General features: G+C 69.9%; 19 protein-coding genes. 4 read left to right on the top strand and 15 right to left on the bottom strand.

From position 1 onward, the window contains the following. Positions 1–3 precede the first annotated feature (3 nt). The 11 genes from murC to QNO21_RS04785 all read right to left on the bottom strand — a co-directional run bounded on the left by murC (position 4) and on the right by QNO21_RS04785 (position 12,273). On the bottom strand, positions 4–1,416 hold the full coding sequence (murC, locus tag QNO21_RS04835; RefSeq protein WP_257518732.1) for a UDP-N-acetylmuramate--L-alanine ligase: 1,413 nt from the start codon (positions 1,414–1,416) through the stop codon (positions 4–6). Positions 1,417–1,469: 53 nt separating this feature from the next. Then, the gene (murG, locus tag QNO21_RS04830) at positions 1,470–2,543 is read right to left on the bottom strand and encodes an undecaprenyldiphospho-muramoylpentapeptide beta-N-acetylglucosaminyltransferase (RefSeq protein WP_257518731.1); all 1,074 of its coding nucleotides are present in this window, start codon (positions 2,541–2,543) and stop codon (positions 1,470–1,472) included. An 18-nt stretch (positions 2,544–2,561) separates the two neighbouring features. Then, complete coding sequence (gene ftsW / locus QNO21_RS04825) at positions 2,562–3,788, bottom strand: putative lipid II flippase FtsW (RefSeq protein WP_257517306.1); 1,227 nt, start codon at positions 3,786–3,788, stop codon at positions 2,562–2,564. Continuing rightward, positions 3,739–5,286: a UDP-N-acetylmuramoyl-L-alanine--D-glutamate ligase gene (murD, locus tag QNO21_RS04820; protein ID WP_257518730.1), complete on the bottom strand. Its 1,548-nt coding sequence runs from the start codon at positions 5,284–5,286 to the stop codon at positions 3,739–3,741. Before murD ends, ftsW begins: the two co-directional genes overlap by 50 nt. Beyond that, the gene (mraY, locus tag QNO21_RS04815) at positions 5,283–6,392 is read right to left on the bottom strand and encodes a phospho-N-acetylmuramoyl-pentapeptide-transferase (RefSeq protein ID WP_257518729.1); all 1,110 of its coding nucleotides are present in this window, start codon (positions 6,390–6,392) and stop codon (positions 5,283–5,285) included. The genes murD and mraY overlap by 4 nt, the downstream gene beginning before the upstream one ends. Next, positions 6,389–7,801, bottom strand: a complete 1,413-nt coding sequence (locus QNO21_RS04810) for a UDP-N-acetylmuramoyl-tripeptide--D-alanyl-D-alanine ligase (protein ID WP_257518728.1) — start codon at positions 7,799–7,801, stop codon at positions 6,389–6,391. Before QNO21_RS04810 ends, mraY begins: the two co-directional genes overlap by 4 nt. Before the next feature lie 51 nt (positions 7,802–7,852). After that, the gene (locus QNO21_RS04805) at positions 7,853–9,631 is read right to left on the bottom strand and encodes a peptidoglycan D,D-transpeptidase FtsI family protein (protein WP_257518727.1); all 1,779 of its coding nucleotides are present in this window, start codon (positions 9,629–9,631) and stop codon (positions 7,853–7,855) included. Between the two features lie 5 nt (positions 9,632–9,636). Then, a complete protein-coding gene (gene ftsL, locus QNO21_RS04800; protein ID WP_257518726.1) occupies positions 9,637–10,251 on the bottom strand; it encodes a cell division protein FtsL in 615 nt (204 codons plus the stop codon). Then, positions 10,248–11,201 carry a 16S rRNA (cytosine(1402)-N(4))-methyltransferase RsmH gene (rsmH, locus tag QNO21_RS04795; RefSeq protein WP_257518725.1) on the bottom strand — a complete coding sequence of 318 codons (954 nt, stop codon included), beginning with the start codon at positions 11,199–11,201 and terminating at the stop codon, positions 10,248–10,250. The genes ftsL and rsmH overlap by 4 nt, the downstream gene beginning before the upstream one ends. Positions 11,202–11,299: 98 nt before the next feature. After that, on the bottom strand, positions 11,300–11,731 hold the full coding sequence (gene mraZ, locus QNO21_RS04790; protein ID WP_257495985.1) for a division/cell wall cluster transcriptional repressor MraZ: 432 nt from the start codon (positions 11,729–11,731) through the stop codon (positions 11,300–11,302). A 167-nt stretch (positions 11,732–11,898) separates the two neighbouring features. Further along, positions 11,899–12,273, bottom strand: a complete 375-nt coding sequence (locus QNO21_RS04785; protein WP_257517512.1) for an SCO2097 family morphological protein — start codon at positions 12,271–12,273, stop codon at positions 11,899–11,901. A 67-nt stretch (positions 12,274–12,340) separates the two neighbouring features. Here QNO21_RS04785 and QNO21_RS04780 point away from each other — a divergent pair, with 67 nt between their 5' ends. Further along, entirely contained in the window at positions 12,341–13,441 is a 1,101-nt protein-coding gene (locus QNO21_RS04780) for a polyprenyl synthetase family protein (protein ID WP_257516270.1), read from the top strand. Between the two features lie 35 nt (positions 13,442–13,476). Here the strand turns inward: QNO21_RS04780 and QNO21_RS04775 are convergent, their stop codons facing one another. Beyond that, a complete protein-coding gene (locus QNO21_RS04775) occupies positions 13,477–13,803 on the bottom strand; it encodes an Rv2175c family DNA-binding protein (RefSeq protein ID WP_374113668.1) in 327 nt (108 codons plus the stop codon). A 170-nt stretch (positions 13,804–13,973) separates the two neighbouring features. Here QNO21_RS04775 and QNO21_RS04770 point away from each other — a divergent pair, with 170 nt between their 5' ends. Next, positions 13,974–15,188, top strand: a complete 1,215-nt coding sequence (locus QNO21_RS04770; RefSeq protein ID WP_257518724.1) for a muramidase family protein — start codon at positions 13,974–13,976, stop codon at positions 15,186–15,188. Positions 15,189–15,256: 68 nt separating this feature from the next. Next, on the top strand, positions 15,257–17,185 hold the full coding sequence (gene pknB / locus QNO21_RS04765; protein WP_257516268.1) for a Stk1 family PASTA domain-containing Ser/Thr kinase: 1,929 nt from the start codon (positions 15,257–15,259) through the stop codon (positions 17,183–17,185). 179 nt (positions 17,186–17,364) lie between these two features. Here the strand turns inward: pknB and QNO21_RS04760 are convergent, their stop codons facing one another. The 3 genes from QNO21_RS04760 to QNO21_RS04750 form a co-directional block, all read right to left on the bottom strand. Beyond that, on the bottom strand, positions 17,365–18,702 hold the full coding sequence (locus tag QNO21_RS04760; protein ID WP_257518723.1) for a class II 3-deoxy-7-phosphoheptulonate synthase: 1,338 nt from the start codon (positions 18,700–18,702) through the stop codon (positions 17,365–17,367). A 74-nt stretch (positions 18,703–18,776) separates the two neighbouring features. After that, the gene (locus tag QNO21_RS04755; protein WP_257514957.1) at positions 18,777–19,463 is read right to left on the bottom strand and encodes a lysophospholipid acyltransferase family protein; all 687 of its coding nucleotides are present in this window, start codon (positions 19,461–19,463) and stop codon (positions 18,777–18,779) included. A gap of 2 nt (positions 19,464–19,465) precedes the next feature. Next, entirely contained in the window at positions 19,466–20,407 is a 942-nt protein-coding gene (locus tag QNO21_RS04750) for an ROK family glucokinase (RefSeq protein ID WP_257514956.1), read from the bottom strand. A gap of 150 nt (positions 20,408–20,557) precedes the next feature. Here QNO21_RS04750 and QNO21_RS04745 point away from each other — a divergent pair, with 150 nt between their 5' ends. Beyond that, the gene (locus QNO21_RS04745; RefSeq protein WP_257514955.1) at positions 20,558–22,387 is read left to right on the top strand and encodes an AMP-dependent synthetase/ligase; all 1,830 of its coding nucleotides are present in this window, start codon (positions 20,558–20,560) and stop codon (positions 22,385–22,387) included. The last annotated feature ends 8 nt before the right edge of the window (positions 22,388–22,395 follow it).

Genomic DNA, 22,395 nt, shown 5'->3' with positions numbered 1-22,395 from the left:
GGGCTACTCCGCCGCCGGGGACGGCGTCGCCGCGAGCGAGTCGAGCACCTGCGGGATGATGAGGTTCACGTTGCCGCAGCCGAGCGTGACGATGAAGTCGCCCTCTCGCGCGATCGACGCGGCGTAGTCCGCCGCCTGCTGCCAGTCCGCGACGAAATGCACGCGCGACGGGTCGCTGAAGGCGCCGCTGACGAGCTCGCCGGTGACCCCGGGGACCGGGTCCTCCCGTGCGCCGTAGACGTCGAGCACGACCGTCTGGTCGGCGTGGGACTCGAGCACCTCCGCGAACTCCCGGTACATCTCCTGCGTGCGGGAGTACGTGTGCGGCTGGTGGAGGGCGATGATCCGACCGTCGCCGACGACCGTGCGCGCGCCGGCGAGGGCGGCGGCGACCTCGGTGGGGTGGTGGGCGTAGTCGTCGTAGACGCTCACGCCGCGCTCTGCTCCGTGCAGCTCGAACCGGCGCTGCGTTCCGCCGAAGACCTCGACCGCGCGCAGCGACTGCTCGAGCCCGTAGCCGAGGGTGAGCAGCACCGCCACGGCACCCGCGGCGTTGATCGCGTTGTGGGCGCCGGGGACCGTCAGTCGCCCCTCGACCGAGACGCCGTCGTGGGTGATCGTGAAGGCGACGGGCCCTTCGGCGACGATGCCGGTGACCCGGACATCCGCCTGCGGGTGCTCACCGAACGTGATGACGTTCGGGTGCGCCAGCCTGGCCCGCACGCGCTGCGCGCCAGGGTCGTCGGACGAGATCACGACCGCCTCGCGCGCCTCGTCGCCGAAGCGGGCGAACCCTTCGTAGAACGCGTCGCGGGTCGCCCAGTGGTCGAGGTGGTCGGGGTCGACGTTGGTGATGAGGGCGACCGACGTGTCGTAGAGCAGGAACGTGCCGTCAGACTCGTCGGCCTCGATCACGAACAGCTCGTCGGCACCCGTGCCGCTCGAGACGCCGAGATCGGCGATCACACCGCCGTTGACGAACGTCGGGTCGGCATCCAGCCGCTGCAGCGCCGTGACGATCATGCCGGTCGACGTCGTCTTGCCGTGGGCGCCGGCGACCGAGACGAGCCGGCGCGAGCCGATCAGCCAGTGCAGCGCCTGCGAGCGGTGGATGACGTGCAGTCCGCGCTGCTTCGCGAGCACGAACTCGGGGTTCTCAGGCCAGATCGCACCGGTGTGCACGACCGTGTCGACGTCGTCGCCGAGGTTGGCGGCGTCGTGACCGACGTGCACGGTGGCGCCGCGCGCCGCCAGGGCCCGAAGCGCCGGGCTGTCGGCACGGTCGGAACCCGAGACGCGGATGCCGCGGTCGAGGAACATCCCCGCGAGTCCGGACATGCCGGAGCCGCCGATGCCGATGAAGTGCGCGGCGGTGATGTCGTCGGGGATGGGAAGGCTCAGGTCGGGTCGGATCATGGCCCGACAAGTCTAGGTCGGGTGCCGTGAAGGACAGCTGTGCGGCGCGCCCGTCAGCGAGCGAGCGCGGCGTCGATCATGGCGATGACGTCCTCGGTGCCGGTGCGGCTGCCGACGGATGCCGCCGCCTCCCGCATGGCCCGCAGCGCGTGGTCATCCTGCAGCAGCGGCACGATCTCGTCGCGCACCCGCCCGGCGGTGAACTCCCCGTCGGGGATGAGCCGCGCCGCTCCCGCACGCACGGCCGACGCGGCGTTGAGGGCCTGTTCGCCGTTGCCGACGGCGTACGGCACGTAGACGGCCGGGATGCCGAGGGCGCTGATCTCACTCACCGTCGCCGCACCCGCGCGCGCGACGACGACATCGGCGATCGCGAACGCGAGGTCCATGCGGTCGATGTAGGGCAGCAGCGCGTAGCCGGGGGCGCCGGGGTCCTGCAGCTCGTTCTTCTCCCCTGCCGCCTGCAGCAGCTGCCATCCGGCATCCCGCACGTCCTTCCAGGCGCCGGCGAAGGCTTCGTTCAGACGCCGGGCGCCCAGCGAACCGCCGAAGACGAGGAGCGTGGGCAGGTTCGGGTCCAGCCCGAAGTGGGCGGCAGCTTCGGCGCGCAGCGCCTCGCGGTCGAGGTCCGCGATCTCGCGCCGCAGCGGCATCCCCACCACGCGCGAGCGCTTCATCGGCGTGCCTGCGAAGGCGACGCCGACCCCTGCCGCTCGGCGCGCGCCGAGCACGTTCGCGAGCCCCGGCCGCGCGTTGGCCTCGTGCACGACGAAGGGGACCCGCTCGCGCGACGCCGCGACGTAGGCCGGAGCCGAGGCGTACCCGCCGAAACCGACGACGACGTCCACCCGGTGGGCGCGGATGTGCGCGCGCACCTGGGCGATCGCCCGCAGGAAGCGAGGCGGAAAGGCCACCGCCGCGCCGTTCGGGCGACGCGGGAAGGGCACCTTGTCGACGAACAGCAGTTCGTAGCCCCGCGCGGGCACAAGCCGGGTTTCGAGCCCTTCCCGGGTTCCCAGCACCAGCACGGTGTCGTGAGGGCTGCGGTCGCGCAGCCCGTCAGCGACGGCCAGCAGGGGGTTCACATGCCCGGCGGTTCCGCCGCCGGCGAGAAGGTACGTCGTCACCAGACGACCCTACCCGCGTCAGCGCGCGGCGACGCCGAGGTTCTTCACAGGCAGGGTGCGGGCGAACGACAGCAGGACACCGCAGGCCATGAGCACCGACAGCAGCGCCGTGCCGCCCTGGGACATGAAGGGCAGGGGCACGCCCAGCACGGGCACCACACGCAGCACCACGCCCATGTTGATGAGGGCCTGACCGACGATCCACACTGTGATGGCGCCGGCAGCGATGCGCACGAACGGGTCGTCGGTCTTGCGCACCACATGGAAGGCGCCGACGGCGAACAGCGCGAACAGCCCCAGCGCCACGATGCATCCGATGAGCCCGAGCTCCTCGCCCACGATGGCGAAGATGTAGTCGTGCGCGGCGGCAGGAAGCCAGGCGTACTTCTCGCGCGAGTTGCCCAAGCCCAGCCCGAAGACACCGCCGGCGGCGAGCCCCCACACCCCGTGCATCGCCTGGTAGCAGCCATCGAGGTAGTCCTCGATGCAGTTCGGGTTGAGGAAGCTCATGATGCGCGCCATGCGGTTGGGGCTGCGGATGGCGAGGACGGCGACGGTGACGGCGGCGAGGATCAGCGGGATGATGAACAGCCGCAGCTTCACACCCGAGAAGAACAGCGCGCCCAGCAGGATCAGCACCAGGATCATGGTCGTGCCGAGGTCGCCGCCGGCCATGACGGTCGCGATGACGAGGCCGCCGACGGGCACCACCGGGATGAAGACGTGCTGCCATTTGGTCAGCAGCGAACGCTTGCGGAAGAGCACCAGCCCGAGCCAGAGCGCGAGGGTGAGCTTGAGGAACTCCGAGGGCTGGGCCTGCTGGCCGGCGATGGAGATCCAGTTGCGGTTGCCGTCGTTCTCGATGCCGATACCTGGCACGAAGACGAGCAGCTGCAGGAACGTCGCTGCGATGAGGGCAGGCCAGGCGATCTTCTTCCAGAACGCCACTGGGAACCGGCTCATGACGAACATCAGCGGAATGCCGATCGCCGCGAACACCGACTGCTTGATGAGCGTGTCGAAGGGGCCAAGACCCGCCGCCGTGGAGACGGCCGACGTGGCCGACAGCACCATCACGAGCCCGAAGGAGGTCAGCAGGAGAGCCGCTGACGAGATCAGCACGAACTCGCTCGGCACCGGCGCGAAGACCTTGCCGAGCGAGATCCGCGCGGCCACGGGCCCGCGCGACGCGCCGTCAGGCGGGGTCGTCGGGGGTGTCGTGCGGTTGTGCGTCGTGCTCGTCATCGGCCCCCCTTTCGATCCGTTCGCGCACCGCCGCGGCGAAGCTGTTGCCGCGGTCGGCGTAGGACGCGAACTGGTCGAAGGATGCTGCGGCGGGGGCGAGCAGAACCACGTCCCCGTCACGGGCGATCCCCGCCGCCAGTTCGACGACCCGCGTCATGACCTCTTCAGTGTCGGCGTCGTCGACCTCGAATACCGGCACTGTCGGCGCGTGTCGCCCGAACGCCTCGAGGACCGCCGTCCGATCGGCGCCGATCACGATGGCCGCCTTGCTCTTCGCGCCCCTCCCCGCCACGAGGTCCGAGATGTCGACGCCCTTCAGCAGTCCGCCGACGACCCAGACGGCGCCGGGGTAGGCAGCCAGTGAAGATGCGGCGGCGTGCGGGTTCGTCGCCTTCGAGTCGTCGACCCAGGTGATCCCCCCCTCGACCGCGACCACCTCGATGCGGTGCGGGTCGAGCCGGAAGTGCTCCAGCGCCGCGGCGATCGCTGCCGGCGGCACGTCGAGGGCCCGGGCGAGGGCGCTGGCGGCCAGCACGTTCGCCACGACGTGGGGAGCCGCGAGCCCGTGCGCGGCGAGGTCGGCGACCGTGGTCAGCTCGAGCGCGGTGGTGGCCCGCTCCGCCAGGAACGCCCGGTCGACGAGGATGCCGTCGACGACACCGAGGTCACTGGGTCCCGGCACCCCGAGGTCGAAGCCGACGGCGCGGCATCCCTCGACGACCTCCGCCTCTTCGACCATCTCGCGGGTGGCGATGTCTGCCCTGTTGTACACGCAGGCGATGCGGGTGTTGGCGTACACGATCGCCTTCGCATCGCGGTACGCCCGGAACGAGCCGTGCCACTCCAGGTGGTCGTCGGCGAGGTTCAGGCACACCGAAGCCGCCGGCGAGACGGGCTGGGGAGTCGACTGCAGCCCGAGATACCAGAGCTGGTGACTCGACAGCTCGACCACGAGCACGTCGAAACCGGCCGGATCGCGCACGGCGTCGAGCACCGGCACGCCGATGTTGCCGCAGGGCGCTGCGCGCAGACCGGCCTCGGCCATCATGGTCGCCGCCAGCCGGGTGGTGGTCGTCTTGCCGTTGGTTCCCGTGATGAGCACCCAGTCCGCAGGGCGTCCGTCCTGCCGGGTCACCTTGTCGCGCACGCGCCAGGCGAGCTCGATGTCACCCCAGAGGGCGATGCCGGCATCCTGCGCCCAGCGGATCACGGCGTGATGCGGCGGGAAGCCGGGTGAGGCGACGATGACGTCGGGCGCGAAGTCCACGAGCTCGCGGGGCACCTCCGTCAAGGGGCCGGTCCACAGCTCGGCGCCGATCACCGGCAGCAGTCGCGCATACTCCTCGGCGGCGGTCTCGGTGACCACCAGCACCCGGGCGCCGAGCTCGGCGAGCGTGTCGGCCACCGAGAAGCCTGTGACGGAAAGGCCCAGGACGGCCACGCGCAGGCCACGCCAGTCGGCGTTCCAGCTCGTGAGTGCGTCCAGACGTTCATTCATTGCGCGGCGAGCCATTCGACGTAGAAGAGCGCGACACCGGTCACCGCGAGGATGCCGGCGATGATCCACATGCGCACGACGATGGTGATCTCCGGCCACCCTCGCAGCTCGAGGTGGTGATGGAACGGGCTCATGAGGAAGATGCGCTTGCCGCCGGTCGCCTTGAAGTAGTACCGCTGCAGCACGACGGAGCCGGGGGCGATGACGAAGACGCCCGCGATGAGCACCGCGAGCAGCTCGGTGCGGGTGAGAATCGACATCGCGACGATGACGCCTCCGATGGCCATCGACCCGACGTCGCCCATGAAGATCTTCGCCTTGGGCGCGTTCCACCAGAGGAATCCGACGAGGGCGCCGACGAAGGCAGCCGCGACGATCGTGAGGTCCAGCGGGTCACGGGTGAGATAGCAGGCATCGGCGTAGGCCGGCACGAGCGCGGTGCTGATGCAGCGTTGCTGGAACTGCCAGAACGACACCAGGCTGTAGGCCGACACCGTGAAGATGCCGGCACCCGTGGCCAGGCCGTCGAGGCCGTCGGTGAGGTTGGTGGCGTTGGACCAGGCGACCGAGAGGAAGGACACCCACGCGAGATAGAGGATCCAGCCGACGATCGCGCCCAGCGCCATGAACGACAGCACCGGGATGTCGCGGAACAGCGAGATGTGGGCCGACGCGGGCGTCACGTCGCGGACGTTCGGGAAGTTGAGGGCGAGGATGCCGAAGGGCACCGCCACGAGCACCTGGCCGATGACCTTGCGCCAGCCCGAGAGCCCGAGGCTGCGCTGGCTGCGCACCTTCAGGTAGTCGTCGATGAACCCGACGACCCCGAGACCCACCATCATCCACAGGACCAGCAGGCCCGACGCCGTGGGCGGGCTCCCACCGACGAACGTGCCGACCAGGTAGCCGAGCACGGTCGCCAGGATGAAGATGATCCCACCCATCGTGGGCGTGCCGCGCTTGGCGGCGTGCTGCGGGTTGTTGCCGTCCTCGGGGGTGCGGATGACCTGCCCCCAGCCCAGCTTCTCGAACAGCCGGATGAACAGCGGCGTGAGGAAGAGCGTGAACGACAGTGAGATCGTCGCGGCGATAAGGAGTGATCTCACGAGAACGATTCTCCCAGACGATCACCCAGATGCCGCAGACCTGCGGCGTTCGAGGATTTCACCAGCACCCGGTCGCCGTCGCGCAGCTCCTCCCGCAGGTAGTCGTAGGCCTCATCGGCGGTGGCGAAGTACACCGCCTCACCGTCCCACGAGCCCTCCGAGATCACCGAGATGAACAGGCGTCGGGCCTCGGGACCCACCACCACGATGCGGCGGATGTTCAGGCGCACCGCCAGCAGGCCGATGCGGTCGTGCTCCTCTCCCGAGAATTCGCCCAGCTCGCTCATCGCGCCCAGCACGGCGACGGTGCGCTGTTCGGGGCCCACGATCTGGGCGAGGGTCCGCAACGCGGCGGCCATCGAGTCGGGACTGGCGTTGTAGGCGTCGTTGATGATGCGCACCCGGTTCGAGCCCAGCGGCTGCATGCGCCACCGCTCGGCGAGCTCGACCGTCTCCAGACGTGCGATCGCGTCACGGGCGCTGACCCCGAGCGCGGTGGCGGCGGTGAGGGCGGCCAGCGCGTTCATCACGTGGTGCTCCCCCAGCACGCGCAGGCGCAGCGGCAGTCGCTCGCCGTCGACGACGACCGTGCACGACGTGCCGTCGGCATCCACCTCGACGTCTTCGGCGCGCACGTCCGCGGCGGACGTCCGCCCGAACCAGCGGACGCTCTGTCCGCGGTCGGCGGCGATCGTCGCCATCGTGGCCACCCGCGCGTCGTCGGCGTTGAGCGCGGCGACGCCCCCGCGGCGCACCGCGTGGATGAGTTCGGACTTGGCGCGCAGCGTCTCTTCCACCCCGCCGAAACCGCCGGCGTGGGCCATTCCGACCATGAGCACGACGCCGATGTCGGGCTCTACCAATCCGGCGAGCCGGGCGATCTCGCCCGGGCCGCTGGCGCCGAACTCGCTGACGAGGAACCGCGTGTCGTGGGTGACACGCAGCATCGTGAGGGGCGCGCCGACCTCATTGTTGAACGAGGCGCGCGGCGCGACCGTGTAGCCCTCGTCCTGCAAGATGCGCGCCAGCATGTTCTTGGTCGTGGTCTTGCCGTTGGACCCGGTGATCCCGACGATCTGCAGGCGGCCGCCGGCGCGCACCCGGGCGACGACGTCGCGCGCCAGGTCCGCCAGCGCGGCGACGGCATCGGCCACGACGATCTGGCTGATCGCTGCGGCGACGGGGTGCTCGACGATCGCCAGCACCGCACCGCGCTCGAGGGCGGCGTCGACGAACAGGTGGCCGTCGGTGTCCTCCCCCGGCTTTGCGACGAAGATGCCGCCGGGCTCGATGAGGCGGGAATCGGTGTCGACCGCACCGGCCACGACGGTCTCGGGCCCGGCTCCGGCGGCAGGGCGGAGTTCACCGGATGTGGCCCGGGCGACCTCGGCGAACGTCAAGGGAATCATGGGTGTCCGTTCTCGGTCACGAGCGCGCGCACGTCCGCGCGGGCGGCGCGATCACTGCGTCTTGGGAAGAAGGGGCGTCTGCGAATCAGAGGGCAGGACGCGGTAGTTCTTGAGCACCTGCGTCACGGCCTTCTGGAAGGCCTGGCGGTTCGCAGCAGACGATCTAATGGTAGTCGGCTCGTCGAGCGTGGTCAGAACGACGTACTGCGGATCGTCGGCCGGCACGATGCCGATGAGCGACGTGAAGTACACCCCGGACTTGTAGCCGTTCTCTCCGGCGACCTGCGCGGTACCCGTCTTGGCGGCGAGACGATACCCGTCCACGGCGATGAAATCGGCCATCTGGGCCTGCACCGCGACGTTCTCGAGCATGAGGGTCACCGCGTCCGCGGCCTCCTCCGAGACGACCTGCTCGGGTTCGGGCAGGTCGGGCTCAACCACGGTTCCGTCGGCGAGAGTGCAGGATTCCACGATCGACAGCGGCATCTTCAGGCCGCCGTTCGCCAGGGCCTGGTACGCGCTCGCGACCTGCGGGGACGTCATCGTGTAGCCCTGCCCGAACGTCGTGGCGTAGAACGTCTGGTTGTCCCATTCGGAGACGGGATGCAGAACCCCCTGCGGCTCCTGCGGCCAGTCGATCGCCGTTCCCCTCCCCACCCCGAAGCGTTGCAGGTACTCGTGGCGGGTGTCGGCGGTGAGCATCTCGCCGAACTTCGACAGCGCGACGTTCGATGAATCGATGAGCGCGCCGGTGAGGGTGTAGTTCAGCACCGGGTGCGATTCGAAATCGCCCACGCGGGCACCGTTGGGGAAGGTCTCGTAGTCCCCCGCGCTCACCGTCGTCAGAGGGGTCGCCACGCCCGCGTCGATGACACTGGCGGCGGTGATGGCCTTGAGGGTGGAGCCGGGCTCGTAGGACTCGAGGAACAGGCGCGAGCCGCGGTCCTCGGGCGCCGAGCCGTCGACGTTGTTCGGGTCGACCGTCGGGTACTCCGCCGCGGCACGGATCTTTCCGGTGGCCACCTCGAGCACCAGGATCGCCCCGCTCGAGGCCTGCTTGTTCTGCACCTCTTCGGCGATGAGCTGCTGCAGATACCACTGCAGATCGCGGTCGATCGTCAACTGCAGCGTGCCGCCGTCGACGGCGGGCGTCTCGATCTCGGTGCCGGGGATCACAACCCCGTCGGCGCCACGCAGGTAGCTGCGCTCTCCATCCTGGGGCGCAAGGCAGGTGTTCTCGATCTGCTCCACGCCGGCCAGGGGCTCGCCGTCCGAGCCCATGAAGCCCAGCAGGTTGCCGGCGACCGCCCCGTCGGGGTAGGTGCGCTGGGGGTGCGGGTCGAAGCGCATGAACGGCGCCCGCAGAGCCGCGAGCTCGCGGTACTGCTCGGTCGTCAGGCCGCGCTTGAGGTAGGCGAACCGGCTGCCGGGGTCTGCTGCGAGGGCGTCGTCGACGATCTTGATGATCTCGTCCGCGCTCTGCCCGGTGATGGCCCCCATCTCGGCGGCGACCTGCTCCCAGGGCACTTCGACGGTCACACCGTCGATCTCGCGCTCGACGGGACCGACGTTGAGCGGATCGAGCTTTCCGTCGTACTTCAGGATGCTGGTGGCCAGCGGCTCACCGTCTGCGTCTACGACCTCACCCCGCGTGCCGTAGAGCTGCTCGTGCGCGCCGAACGCGAGCTCCTGGGAGTCGGCGATGTGCCCGTCCGCGTTCACGACCTGGATGTCGACGAGCCGCAGGATGAACCCCGAGAGCACGGCGAGGACGACGGCGAGGGCGACGACGGTGCGCCGGCGCGGGCTGCGGGTGGCTCGGGTCGTCATGTCTCTCAGTGTGTGCGGGGGACGGGGAGTCCGTCGGTGATCGGCGGGGGTGTCGCGGCATCCGTCGCAGCGGCGGCGCCGCCCGCGCCCGCCGGCGCGTCGGGCGCGACCGGCACGCCCTCGATGGTGGACAGCGGCGCGGTCACCAGCGGGGCCTCGGCGATGAGGGCGTTCGGAACGGAGGGCCGGCCCAGCGCATCGATGGTCGATCCGCCCAGCGCGGCTTCACCGGCGCCGAGGACCGCGCCGTCGCTCAGGCGCAGATAGTTCGGGGACTCGGCGATCATCATGCCCAGCGCGGACGCATTCGCGGCCAGGAACTGGGGGGAGTTCAGCCCGGCGACGTCGTCGGTGAGGATCTGCTTCTGGTACGTCAGATCGCGCTGTTCCCGCGTGAGCTGCGCGACCTCGTACGAGCCCTGGGTGGTGACGATCGACAGGCCCATCTGCGCGGCGCCGATGGTGACCGCCCCGGCCACGGCGACGATCCCATAGAGAAGGCGCGGTCGCCGGCGCGGCGCCGGCGCGGCGACGACCTCGAGGCGTCGGCGCGGCCGGTCGATCGGTGCGGGCAGCGCTGCGGCCGTGGCCGCCGCGGAGCCCAAGGGCAGCGTGCTCATGCGTCCTCCCGCAGTCGTTCGGCGGCGCGCAGCCGCACGGGCGTTGCCCGCGGATTGCGGGCCCGCTCCTCGGCGGTGGCGAGCTCGGCACCCTTCACCAGCAGCTTCATGCGCGGGGCATGTTCGGGCAGTTCCACCGGCAGACCGGCCGGCGCAGTCGAGGTCGTCGCCGCAGCGAGCTCGCGCTTGACCAAGCGGTCCTCGAGGGACTGATACGACAGCACCACGATCCGCCCGCCGACCGGGAGCAGGCCCAGGGCCGCAGGAATGGCGCGTTCCAGCGCCGACAGCTCGGCGTTGACTTCCACCCGCAGCGCCTGAAACACGCGCTTGGCGGGGTGGCCGGCATTCTTCAGCGCGGCGGGGGTCGCCGCCTGCAGGATGTCGACGAGCCGGCCGGACCGCGTGATCGGCTCCGTCCGGCGTGCCTCGATGATTGCGCGGGCATAGCGGCCGGCGAGCTTCTCTTCGCCGTACCGCTCGAAGATGCGGCGCAGGTCGCCCTCGCCGTACGTGGCGAGGATGTCGGCCGCGGTCGTCCCCGCGGTCTGGTCCATGCGCATGTCCAGCGGCGCGTCCCGTGCGTACGCGAAGCCCCGGTCCGCCTCGTCGAGCTGAAGAGACGAGACGCCCAGGTCGAACAGGATGGCGTCAGCGGTCTTCCGACCCGTGGATGCCACGGCCTCGGCGATGCCGTCGTAGACGGTGTGGACGAGCGTGACGCGGTCTCCGAAGCGCGCGAGCCGCTCCCCCGCGATGCGCAGGGCGTCGGTGTCGCGGTCCAGCCCGATCAGCTGGGCCTCGGGGAACCGTTCGAGCATCGCCTCGGAGTGGCCGCCCATGCCGAGCGTGGCGTCGACGAAGACGGCTCCCTCGTGCTGCAGGGCCGGCCCGAGCAGCGCGACGCAGCGCTCGAGCATGACGGGGGTGTGGATGTCGCGGGCTTCCATGATGTGAAGGGCGTGGTCCTCGATCCTGATCCCCATCCGCTCCGACCTGGCACCGGGGAAGTGTGTCAGGGCGTGCGGCTGGGAGTCACGATCGAGGCTCAGAAGAGGCCCGGGATCACCTCCTCCTCCATGTCGGAATAGCTGTCTTCGTTTCCTTCGGCGTACGCGTTCCACGCGTCGGCGTTCCAGATCTCGGCGTGTGCGCCGACACCGGTGACGACCAGCTCGCGGTCGAGGTTGGCGTACGCACGCAGGGGCGGCGGGATGGTGATGCGGTTCTGGCTGTCGGGCTTCTCGGCGCTGGCGGCCGAGAGGAACATGCGCTGGAAGTCGCGGGACTGCTTGTTGGTCAGGGGCGCTTCGCGGATGCGCTCGTACACGCGCTCGAACTCGGCGGTGCTGAACACATACAGGCAGCGCTCCTGGCCGCGCGTGATGACGACGCCCGGACCGAGGTCGTCCCGGAACTTCGACGGGAGGATGACGCGGCCCTTGTCGTCGAGCTTGGGAGTGTGGGTGCCCAACAGCATCTCCACCACCCCCTTAGTCCGGCCCCGCCAGGTAGCGCCACTTTACTCCACTTCCCTCCACTTCACTACACCAACCTCCGACATTGCCCGTCGGCCACCCCGAGGAGCCGCAAACGCACGAAAAAAGAGCACCGACCCTGAGGTCGGTGCTCTTGCGTTTCGAGAGGTCAGTGCCGGTCTTGGCGGCGATCCCAGCGTTCGTTCATGCGATCCATGAACGAAGTGGAGGAGCGTGGAGGAGTGCCCGGGCGGGTTCGGGACCCATCCACCGGCGCACGACCCGAGCCCCGTGTGGGGGTGACGGCCAGCACGACACCGCCGAGCATGACGATGAAGGCGACGACGCCGATGGCGACCAATCCGGTCGATACCCCCGCGATCAGGCCGCCGAGGCCGAGAAGCACGAGAACCGTGCCGTAGACGATGTTGCGATAGCTGAGCGTGCGCCCATCGCGGGGCGCGCTCACCACGTCGGCGTCGTTGCGCATGAGATGGCGTTCCATCTCATCGAGCAGGCGCTGCTCCTGTTCGGACAGTGGCATGCATCCCCCTTGTGAGGTCCCAATAGGCATCGATTCTAACCGTGCCGTCGAGAACTAGGCTAGGCCCGTGTCGCCTACTGCGGATCCCATCGAGGCTGTTTCACAGCGACTGATCGCCTTCTTCACACACCAGCGGGATGCCGCCCGCGCAGAGGGGCCGGAAGCGGTGTCGTTCATCGAGGCGGGTGTCGGCGCCGTCGGCGGGGGAAAGCGCCTTCGCGCCCGCTTCTGCGTGACCGGATGGCGGGCTGTGGCCGAGGCCGGTGGCCGGCGCCCCGGGGATGCCCCGCCGGAGGTCATCGCCGCCGCTGCGGCGCTGGAGATCTTCCAGGCGGCCGCGCTGGTGCATGACGACCTCATCGACAACTCCGACACCCGGCGAGGGCGCCCGTCGGCGCATCGCGCGCTGGAGGCAGGGCACCGCGATGCCGGCTGGCTGGGCGATCAGGCGGGTTTCGGCCGCTCCGCGGCGATCTTGCTGGGTGATCTGCTGGTCGCGTGGAGCGACGACCTGCTCGAAGAAGGGCTCATCTCGGCCGCCGATGCCGCCCGCGCCGCCGCCGCGCGGCGGGAGTACGCGCTCATGCGGCGCGACGTCACGATCGGACAGTTCCTCGACATCGCCGAGGAAGCGGCCTTCCGGCAGTCCCCCGACGGTGAGCACGCAGACCGGGCCTTGCGCGTGGCATCCCTCAAATCCGCCCGCTACAGCGTGCAGCAGCCGCTTCTGGTGGGGGCAGCCCTCGCCGGCGCGGACCCGCAGCAGCACGCCGCGCTGGCGGAGTTCGGTCACCCCGTGGGCATGGCGTTCCAGCTGCGCGACGACGTGCTGGGCGTGTTCGGCGATGCTGCGGTCACCGGCAAGCCGTCCGGAGACGATCTGCGCGAAGGAAAGCGCACCGTGCTCATCGCTTACGCTCGCGAGGCGCTCCCCGTGAGCGCGCGGCGCACGCTGGATGAACTCATCGGCGACCCGCAGCTGGACCAGGAGCAGATCGGCGCACTCCAGCGCACGATCATCGACTCGGGCGCCCTGGACCGCGTGGAGGCTCTCATCTCCGCCTACGCCGCTGAGGCCGACCGGGCACTGCGCGGGGCGCACCTGGGCGATGCCGCCCTCGGCGAGCTGCGGGACCTCGCGCGCGCCGCGACGGCTCGATCATCCTGATCAAGCCGACTCGCGCTGATCGCCAAGCGCGCTGATCAGGCGAGCGTTTGGGCGACCCGGCGCACCTCGGCCTTGCGGCCCCGGCGAAGCGCCTCGATCGGGGGCAGACCGATCGAGTCGTCGTGGTCGAGAAGCCAGTCGATCGCCTCATCGTCGGTGAATCCGGCGTCGTGCAGCACGATCGCCGTTCCCCGCAGCGAAGAGAGCGGGTGCCCGTCCACGATGAACACCTCGGGCACCGCCAGCTTGCCGGTGCGACGGGATGCCACGAGGTGGTACTCGTCGATGAGACGCCTCACCCGGCCCAATGGTTCGCCGAGGGTCTCGACGAGTTCAGGCAGTGTCAGCCAGGTGGTCTCGATGCGCGAAGAGGTGGTGTCGCCGGTCACCCTCCCATGATGGCATCCAGTCGGGATGGGTCCGGCCGCTTCATGAGAATCTCATCATTCACAGGGGTCACTTGCGTCACTCGCGTTGACCCATATTCACTTCCGTGACAGCGTGGCGGGGGTTCCCCGAAGGAGACCTCACCATGCGACGACACCGCGCCCTCGCGCCGGCCCCCGCCGCCGCACCCCGGCTTTCATCCCCTCTCGTATCGACCACCGCAGCAGCCGTCCGCCGAAACTGGCCGGCCGCTGCGGCAGGGTCACTCGCGCTGCTGCTCACGTCCGGCCAGGCCGCCCACGCCGTCACGCCCCACCCCGTGCTGCGCGATGCGACGGTCGCGCCGGCGTCCGCCGGCAGCAAATCCCTTCCTGTCGGGCGCGCGCTGCCCGCCACGTCCTCGGCGCCGACCACCCATGTCGTCGAACCGGGCGACACCATCAGCTCGATCGCAGCGGCGCACGGGCTGCGGGTGGCCGATGTGCTCGCCCTGAACTCTCTGACCTGGTCGTCGGTCATCATGCCCGGTCAGACGATCCAGCTGGCCGCGCCCGCCGCCGCACCCGTCGCGCCCGCGGCACCCCCTGCCGGGACCTACTCGGTCGTCGCCGGCGACACCATGAGCGCCATCGCGTCGCGACACGGGGTGCCGACCGACGCGCTGCTGGCTGCCAACGGAATGGACCGGTCCTCGGTCATCTATCCCGGGCAGACGCTCGCGCTGCCCGGCGCGGGCATGCAGCCCGCGGCATCCGTCGCCCCCGCTGCGGCTCCCCCCACTCCCGCTGCTCCCGTTGCGGCGTCGCACGAGATCACGGCGGGCGACACGATGACCGGGATCGCCTCGCGCTACGGCGTGTCGCTCGACGCGCTGCTGTCCGCCAACGGCATGGATCGCTCCTCGATCATCTATCCGGGTCAGACCGTGAAGATCCCGGCTGCCTCGGTCGCGGGCCTCGACGCGGAACAAGCCGCGAACGCCCGCACGATCATCAGCGTGGGTCGGGAGCTGGGGGTGCCCGACCGGGGCATCGCGATCGCTCTGGCGACCGGCATGGTCGAATCGTGGTTGCGCAATCTGGACTGGGGCGACCGGGACTCGCTGGGCGTCTTCCAGCAGCGTCCCAGCCAGGGCTGGGGCTCGCCGGAGCAGGTGCGCGATGTCGAGCGCGCCGCCCGGGTGTTCTTCGGAGGGCCGTCCGACCCCAACGGAGCCGACAGCCGTGGCCTGCTGGACACACCCGGATGGGAAGCCCTTGCATTCACCGACGCCGCCCAGGCGGTGCAGGTCTCGGCCTATCCCCACCGCTACGGCGACTGGGAAGAGAAGGCGTACGCGTGGCTGGCCGCGCTCGGATGACCACAACCGGCGGCGGCGAGGGTGAGCCGCTACTCGGGGAGCGGCTGCGCCGTCCGTAGACTCTACGCGTGAGCACGAGCCAGCAGACGGACCCGCTGATCGGCCGTCTGGTCGACGGCCGGTACCGCGTGCGTGCTCGCATCGCCCGTGGCGGTATGGCCACGGTCTACGTCGCGACCGACCTGCGGCTCGAGCGGCGCATCGCTCTGAAGGTGATGCACGGGCATCTCTCCGACGACTCGATCTTTCAGAGCCGGTTCATCCAAGAGGCGCGCGCCGCCGCCCGGCTGGCCGACCCGCACGTGGTGAACGTGTTCGACCAGGGCCAGGACGGCGACATGGCGTACCTGGTCATGGAGTACCTCCCCGGCATCACGCTGCGCGACCTGCTGCGCGAGCAGCGCCGACTGACCGTGCCCCAGACCATCACGATCATGGATGCCGTGCTGTCGGGCCTGGCCGCGGCGCACCGAGCCGGTATCGTCCATCGCGACGTCAAGCCCGAGAACGTGCTGCTCGCCGAGGACGGTCGCATCAAGATCGGAGACTTCGGCCTCGCCCGCGCGACGACGGCCAACACCGCGACCGGCCAGATGCTGCTGGGCACGATCGCCTATCTGGCGCCGGAGCTGGTCACGCGCGGCAGCGCCGACGCCCGCAGCGACATCTACGCCCTCGGCATCATGCTGTACGAGATGCTCACCGGTGAGCAGCCCTACAAGGGCGAGCAGCCGATGCAGATCGCCTACCAGCACGCGACCGACTCGGTCCCCCGCCCGAGCGCCAAGAACCCCGGGGTGCCCGAGCCGCTGGACGAGCTGGTGCTATGGGCAACGGAGCGCGACCCCGACGAGCGCCCTTCCGACGCACGCGAGATGCTCGACCGGCTGCGCGAGATCGAGCGGTCGCTGGGCGTCGCACCGCAGGTGGTGCGCACCGCGCCCATCGGCGTGGTGTCCGAGGAGGACGTGCTCGACTCCGGGGAGATGACCAAGGTGCTCCCCGGGGCCTTCACCGCCCCCACGGTGACCTCTGACGTCGACAACTCCACGCGGCTGCGCCGACGCACGCAGCGCAACGCCGCCAAGGGCGGCTGGCTCGTGACCGTGGTGCTGCTGCTGGCGGGTCTCGCCGCAGGGGCCGGCTGGTGGTTCGGGTCCGGCCCCGGCTCTCAGGTGGGCGTGCCCGACGTGATCGGGATGACCTTCGCCGATGCCGAGGCGACCCTTGCCGTCGAGACGCTGCAGGCAGTGGAGACCGGCGAGAACAACCTCGAGGTGCCCGCGGGCCAGGTCATCCGCACCGAGCCCACACCGGGCTCGCGCGTGGACCAGGAGAGCCCCGTCACCGTCTTCGTCTCCCGTGGGCCGGCGGAGGTCTCGATCACCGCCCTGGCGGGAATGTCCGAGGCGCAGGCCCGGGAGTACCTGGACCAGAACATCGTGCGGGTGCAGGACGAGGTCGCGCGGGAGTTCCGTGACGACGTCGAACGCGACGTCGTGCTCGCGGCATCCATCACCCCGCGCGACGGTGGCGACCCGGTGGACTGCGCCGAGGGCTGCGCCGTGAGGCAGGACGACATCGCGTCGCTGACCGTCTCGGCCGGAGCGGTGCCCGACGTCGGCAACACGTCCGTGGAGTCCGCCACCCGCGCGCTGGACGAGGTCGGGCTGCTGGTGGCATCCGACACGATCGGCGAGTGGAGCAGCGACATCGACAAGGGTCGCGTGCTCGGGGTGGCCGACGTGGACGGCCCCCTGCGCCCGGGCGACACCGTCACCCTCGTGGTGTCGAAGGGGCCTCAGCCCATTCAGGTTCCCGACGTCACCGGTTCCACCGTCGCCGAAGCGATGAGAACTCTCGCCAACGCCGGCTTCGAGCCGGGCACAGCGCTGCCGGAGATCGCATGGGGCATCTTCACCGTGAGCAACACGTCACCGGAAGCAGGTTCGTGGCAGCTCCCGGGGACCTCCATCACTCTTCGCGTCACCGGCTGACCTTCCGTCGTCGCAACGGGACCCTCCGCGGGCGCCCGGTGGGCCGTCTGCGTCCACCGAATCGACGCTGACCCGCGCACGCGCTCAGTCGTCGCGAACGGCCCCGTGCGCGCAATGCAGTGGGCCGGTTGCGTCCACCCAGCGGGCGGGCGACGCAACCGCCCGACCCGGGCCGGGGCTCAGCGCTTCTCGAGCTCCTCGGCCACGAGGAACGCCAGCTCCAGGCTCTGCATGTGGTTCAGGCGCGGGTCGCACAGCGACTCGTAGCGCGTCGCGAGGGTGGCCTCGTCGATCATCTCCGACCCACCCAGGCACTCGGTCACGTCGTCACCGGTGAGCTCGACGTGGATGCCGCCCGGGAACGTCCCCACGGCGCGGTGCGCCTCGAAGAACCCGCGCACTTCGTCGACGACGTCATCGAAGCGACGCGTCTTGTACCCGGTCGGGGTCGTGATGCCGTTGCCGTGCATCGGGTCGGTCACCCACAGCGGTGTCGCGCCGGAGTCCTTCACGGCCTCCAGCAGCGGCGGCAGCGCGTCGCGGATCTTGCCCGCACCCATGCGCGTGATGAACGTCAGGCGCCCGGGCTCCCGCTCGGGGTCGAGCTTGTCGATGAGCTTCAGCGCCGTGTCCGTCGAGGTCGTGGGGCCGAGCTTGACCCCGATGGGGTTGCGGATGCGGGAGAAGTAGTCGACGTGCGCGCCGTCGAGGTCGCGCGTGCGCTCCCCGATCCACAGGAAGTGGGCCGAGGTGTTGTACGGCGTCCCGGTGCGCGAGTCGATGCGCGTCATGGGGCGCTCGTAGTCCATCAGCAGGCCTTCGTGGCCGGTGTAGAACTCCACGCGCCGCAGTTCGTCGAAGTCGGCTCCGGCCGCCTCCATGAACTTGATGGCCCGGTCGATGTCGGTCGCCAGGCGCTCATACCGCTGATTCGCCGGGTTCGACGAGAAGCCCTTGTTCCAGCTGTGCACCTCGCGCAGGTCCGCGAACCCGCCCTGCGTGAACGCACGGATGAGGTTCAGGGTGGATGCCGCGGTGTGGTAGCCCTTCAGCAGCCGCGCGGGGTCGGGCTGACGCGACCCGGCGGTGAAGTCGAAGCCGTTGACGATGTCGCCGCGGTAGGCAGGCAGCGTCACGTCGCCGCGGGTCTCGGTGTCGCTCGAGCGCGGCTTGGCGAACTGCCCCGCCATGCGCCCCATCTTCACGACCGGCATCGAGGCGCCGTACGTCAGCACGACCGCCATCTGCAGCACGGTCTTGATGCGGTTGCGGATCTGCTCGGCGGTGGCGCCGGCGAACGTCTCGGCGCAGTCCCCGCCCTGCAGCAGGAACGCGTTGCCAGAGGCGGCGCGGGCCAGCCGCTCACGCAGGTTGTCGACCTCACCGGCGAACACCAGCGGGGGCAGCGTCGCGATCTCGCTCGAGACGGCGGCCACGGCATCCGGGTCCGTCCAGAGAGGCTGCTGCTTGATCGGCAAGGCGCGCCAGGCGTCGAGGGGGTCGGTCTGCGGGAGCATCAGGCCAGTCTATCGACGCGCCACGGACGCCAGCGCCGTGTGACAGCGCCATGTGACAACGCCGCGAGGCCCCGTCAGCGCGCCGAGCCCGCGCGGCTCTTGACCGTCGACGCGTACACGTCGTCGTAGCGCTGCTCGCCCAGGCGCTGCAGCGCGACCATGATCTCGTCGGTCACCGACCGCAGCACGTAGCGGTCGCTCTCCATCCCCCGGTAGCGCGAGAAGTCCAGCGGCTCCCCGATGACCATCCCGACACGGCCGACGCGCGGGATCGTGCGGCCGATCGGCATGACGGCATCGGTGTCGACCATCACCACGGGGATGACTGGCACACGTGCTTCCAGCGCCATGCGCGCGATGCCGGTACGGCCGCGATACAGCTTGCCATCGGGGCTGCGCGTGCCCTCCGGGTAGATGCCGAGCAGGTCACCGCGGCCGAGCACCTGCAGGCCGGTGTTGAGCGACGCCTCCGAGGCCTTGCCGCCGGTGCGGTCGATGGGGATCTGACCGGTGGCCTTCATGAACATGCGGGTCGCCCACCCTTTGACCCCCTTGCCGGTGAAGTAGTCGCTCTTGGCCAGGAACGACATCGGCCGGTCGATCATGAGAGGGAGGAAGACCGAGTCGCTCACCGACAGGTGATTGCTGGCGAGGATCGCCGCACCCTCACGGGGGATGTTGGCCCGGCCCACGATCCACGGTCGGAAGATCGCTTTGACGACCGGTCCGATCACGATGTACTTCATGAGCCAGTAGAACACCGCTACGCGCTCCTGCCCGCGAGGTCGGCGACCCCGATGAGACCGGCGTCGTTGCCCAGCTGCGCGATGACGAAGTCGGCGACGGGTCGCTCGCCGTAGCCGGGAAGCGATGTCTCGTACGCCAGGCGCACCGGCTCGAGGAGCGTCTCGCCCAGCTGCGCCACTCCCCCGCCGATCACGAAGACCTCGGGGTCGAGCACCGCCTGGATGCCGCCGCAGGCTTCGCCGAGAGCAGTGGCGACTCTGCGCAGCGCCTCGACCGCGCCGGGGTCGTCGGCGAGCACGAGGCGCGAGATGGCGGGACCGGCGAGCGTGCCGTTCTCTTCGCGAATCTGCGCGAGGGCGGCGCCCATGCCGCCGGCGTCGGTGTCGGCGATCTCGTTCGCCTCCCGCTGCAGCGCGCGCCCCGAGGCGTACTGCTCGAGACAGCCGTTCTGGCCGCAGCCGCACAGGCGCCCGTCGCGCATGAACCGCATGTGGCCGAGCTCGCCGCCGATGCCGTGGCCGCCGTAGGCGAGCTCACCGCGCGACACGATGGCGCCGCCCACACCGGTGCCGAGCGTCAGCATGACCATGTCGCCCACGCCCCGGCCTGCGCCGAAGCGGTACTCGCCCCATCCCGCAGCGTTCGCGTCGTTCTCGATCGTGACGGGGCGGCCGATGCGCCGTTCCAGGTCCGCGCGCAGCGGCTCGTTGCGCCACGCGATGTTGGGCGCGTGATAGACGACCGACCGCGTCTTGTCGATGAAGCCCGCGGCGGCCACCCCGACGGCTGCCACCTCGTAGGACTGCGCGAAATGGCGGGCCATGTCGGCCACGGCATTCGCCAGCGACTCGGTGTCGACGGGTGTGTCGACTCGCAGTTTCTCGACGACGTTGCCGGCGTCGTCCACGACGCCTCCGGCGATCTTCGTCCCGCCGATGTCGATCCCGACCTTGAGCACGCGGCATCCTTCTTCCCGCCGCTGCCGGTGCGCAGGGCGTCTTGAAGTCTACTGCGCCGCCGCACAAGTCACCCGGAGCGCGACGCGCATGACGTTACACTCGGTTTCGGCGCAATAACCCGATTTTCGTTCGGTACCGAAGGAGTTGCCGTGGTCCAATTCGAAGTTCCCGCGATCGTCCCCGCTGATCCGCAGGGAAACATCAGTGATCTGCTCGCCGATCGGGTGAAAAGCACCCCCGACCTGGCACTGTTCGCCGTTCCCGACGGAGACGGCTGGCGCGACATCACCGCCGCCGCGTTCGAGAAGGAGGTCATCCGCCTTGCCAAGGGCCTGGTGTCCGCCGGCATCGAGCCCGGAGACAAGGTCGGCTTCCTCGCACGCACCACCTACGAATGGTCGCTCGTCGACTTCGCGATCTTCTATGCCGGCGCTGTCATGGTACCGATCTACGAGACCAGCTCGGCCGCGCAGATCCAGTGGAACCTCACCGACTCCGGCGCCATCGCCTGCATCGTCGAATCCACCGACCACGCCGCCCGCCTGGCGGAGGTCCGCGACGAGCTTCCGCTCATCCGCGACACGTGGACGATGGAAGCCGGTGACCTCGACACCCTCCGCGCCGCGGGCGCATCGGTCTCGGACGAAGAGATCGAGCGTCGTCGCAACCTCGCCGTCGGCGCGGACATCGCCACGCTGATCTACACCTCCGGATCAACGGGTCGCCCCAAGGGCTGCGTGCTCACGCACAGCAACTTCGTCGAGCTCTGCCGAAACTCCGCCAAGGCGCTCAGCGAGGTCGTCGCCGAGCCGGGCGCGTCGACGCTGCTGTTCATCACGACGGCCCACGTGTTCGCACGGTTCATCTCGATCCTGAACGTCCACGCGGGTGTGAAGACGGGCCACGAGCCCGACACGCGCCAGCTGCTGAAGGCCCTCGGCAGCTTCAAGCCGTCGTACCTGCTGGCCGTGCCGCGCGTGTTCGAGAAGGTGTACAACTCCGCCGAGCAGAAGGCCGAAGCGGGCGGAAAGGGCAAGATCTTCCGCGCCGCCGCCCACGCCGCGGTGGAGCACTCCACCCTGCTGCAGGACGGCAAGAAGATCCCGCTGGGTCTCGCGCTGAAGTTCCGCCTGTTCGACAAGCTGGTCTACGGCAAGCTGCGCGACGCCATGGGTGGCCGCGTCAAGTACGCCGTGTCGGGGTCGGCACCGCTCGGCCCGCGTCTGGGACACTTCTTCCACAGCCTGGGTGTGACGATCCTCGAGGGCTACGGCCTCACCGAGACCACGGCGCCGGCGACGGTGAACCTCGCCACCAAGTCGAAGATCGGCACGGTGGGCCCGGTCCTTCCGGGTGTGGGCGTGCGGCTCGGCGAGGACAACGAGATCGAGGTGCGCGGCATCAACGTCTTCAAGGAGTACTGGCGCAACCCCGAGGCCACGGCCGAGGCGTTCCACGACGGCTGGTTCAAGACCGGCGACATCGGCTCCTTCGACGAGGAGGGCTTCCTCACGATCACGGGCCGCAAGAAGGAGATCCTCGTCACCGCGGGCGGCAAGAACGTCGCCCCGGCCGCACTCGAGGACCCGATCCGGGCGAACCCGATCGTGGGCCAGGTCGTCGTCGTCGGCGATCAGAAGCCGTTCATCGGCGCCCTCGTGACGCTCGACTCCGAGATGCTGCCGACATGGCTCGCGAACAACGGCATGGACGCCGGCATGACGCTCGCCACCGCGGCGAAGGACCCGAAGGTGCGCGCCGAGGTGCAGAAGGCGATCGACACCGCCAACTCGCACGTGTCGCGCGCGGAGTCCGTGCGCAAGTTCAGCATCCTCGACAGCGAGTGGACCGAGGCCAGCGGTCACCTGACGCCGAAGATGTCGATCAAGCGCAACGTGATCCTGGCGGACTTCGCCTCGCACATCGAGGACCTGTACGCCGTTCCGGTGACAACGACCAACGTCGCTCTCGGCGGCTGACGGCTCCA

Origin of the sequence: Microbacterium sp. zg-Y818, from assembly GCF_030246905.1 — a bacterium.
In the GTDB taxonomy this organism is placed as follows: Bacteria; Actinomycetota; Actinomycetes; order Actinomycetales; family Microbacteriaceae; genus Microbacterium.
This window is presented reverse-complemented; position numbering and strand designations above follow the sequence as displayed.

Coding starts and splice junctions, on each gene's coding strand:
- murC (WP_257518732.1), bottom strand. CDS start 1,416: ATGATCCGACCCGACCTGAGCCTTCCCATCCCCGACGACATCACCGCC.
- ftsW (WP_257517306.1), bottom strand. CDS start 3,788: ATGACGAGCACGACGCACAACCGCACGACACCCCCGACGACCCCGCCT.
- murD (WP_257518730.1), bottom strand. CDS start 5,286: ATGAATGAACGTCTGGACGCACTCACGAGCTGGAACGCCGACTGGCGT.
- QNO21_RS04810 (WP_257518728.1), bottom strand. CDS start 7,801: ATGATTCCCTTGACGTTCGCCGAGGTCGCCCGGGCCACATCCGGTGAA.
- QNO21_RS04805 (WP_257518727.1), bottom strand. CDS start 9,631: ATGACGACCCGAGCCACCCGCAGCCCGCGCCGGCGCACCGTCGTCGCC.
- ftsL (WP_257518726.1), bottom strand. CDS start 10,251: ATGAGCACGCTGCCCTTGGGCTCCGCGGCGGCCACGGCCGCAGCGCTG.
- rsmH (WP_257518725.1), bottom strand. CDS start 11,201: ATGGAAGCCCGCGACATCCACACCCCCGTCATGCTCGAGCGCTGCGTC.
- mraZ (WP_257495985.1), bottom strand. CDS start 11,731: ATGCTGTTGGGCACCCACACTCCCAAGCTCGACGACAAGGGCCGCGTC.
- QNO21_RS04785 (WP_257517512.1), bottom strand. CDS start 12,273: ATGCCACTGTCCGAACAGGAGCAGCGCCTGCTCGATGAGATGGAACGC.
- QNO21_RS04770 (WP_257518724.1), top strand. CDS start 13,974: ATGCGACGACACCGCGCCCTCGCGCCGGCCCCCGCCGCCGCACCCCGG.
- QNO21_RS04760 (WP_257518723.1), bottom strand. CDS start 18,702: ATGCTCCCGCAGACCGACCCCCTCGACGCCTGGCGCGCCTTGCCGATC.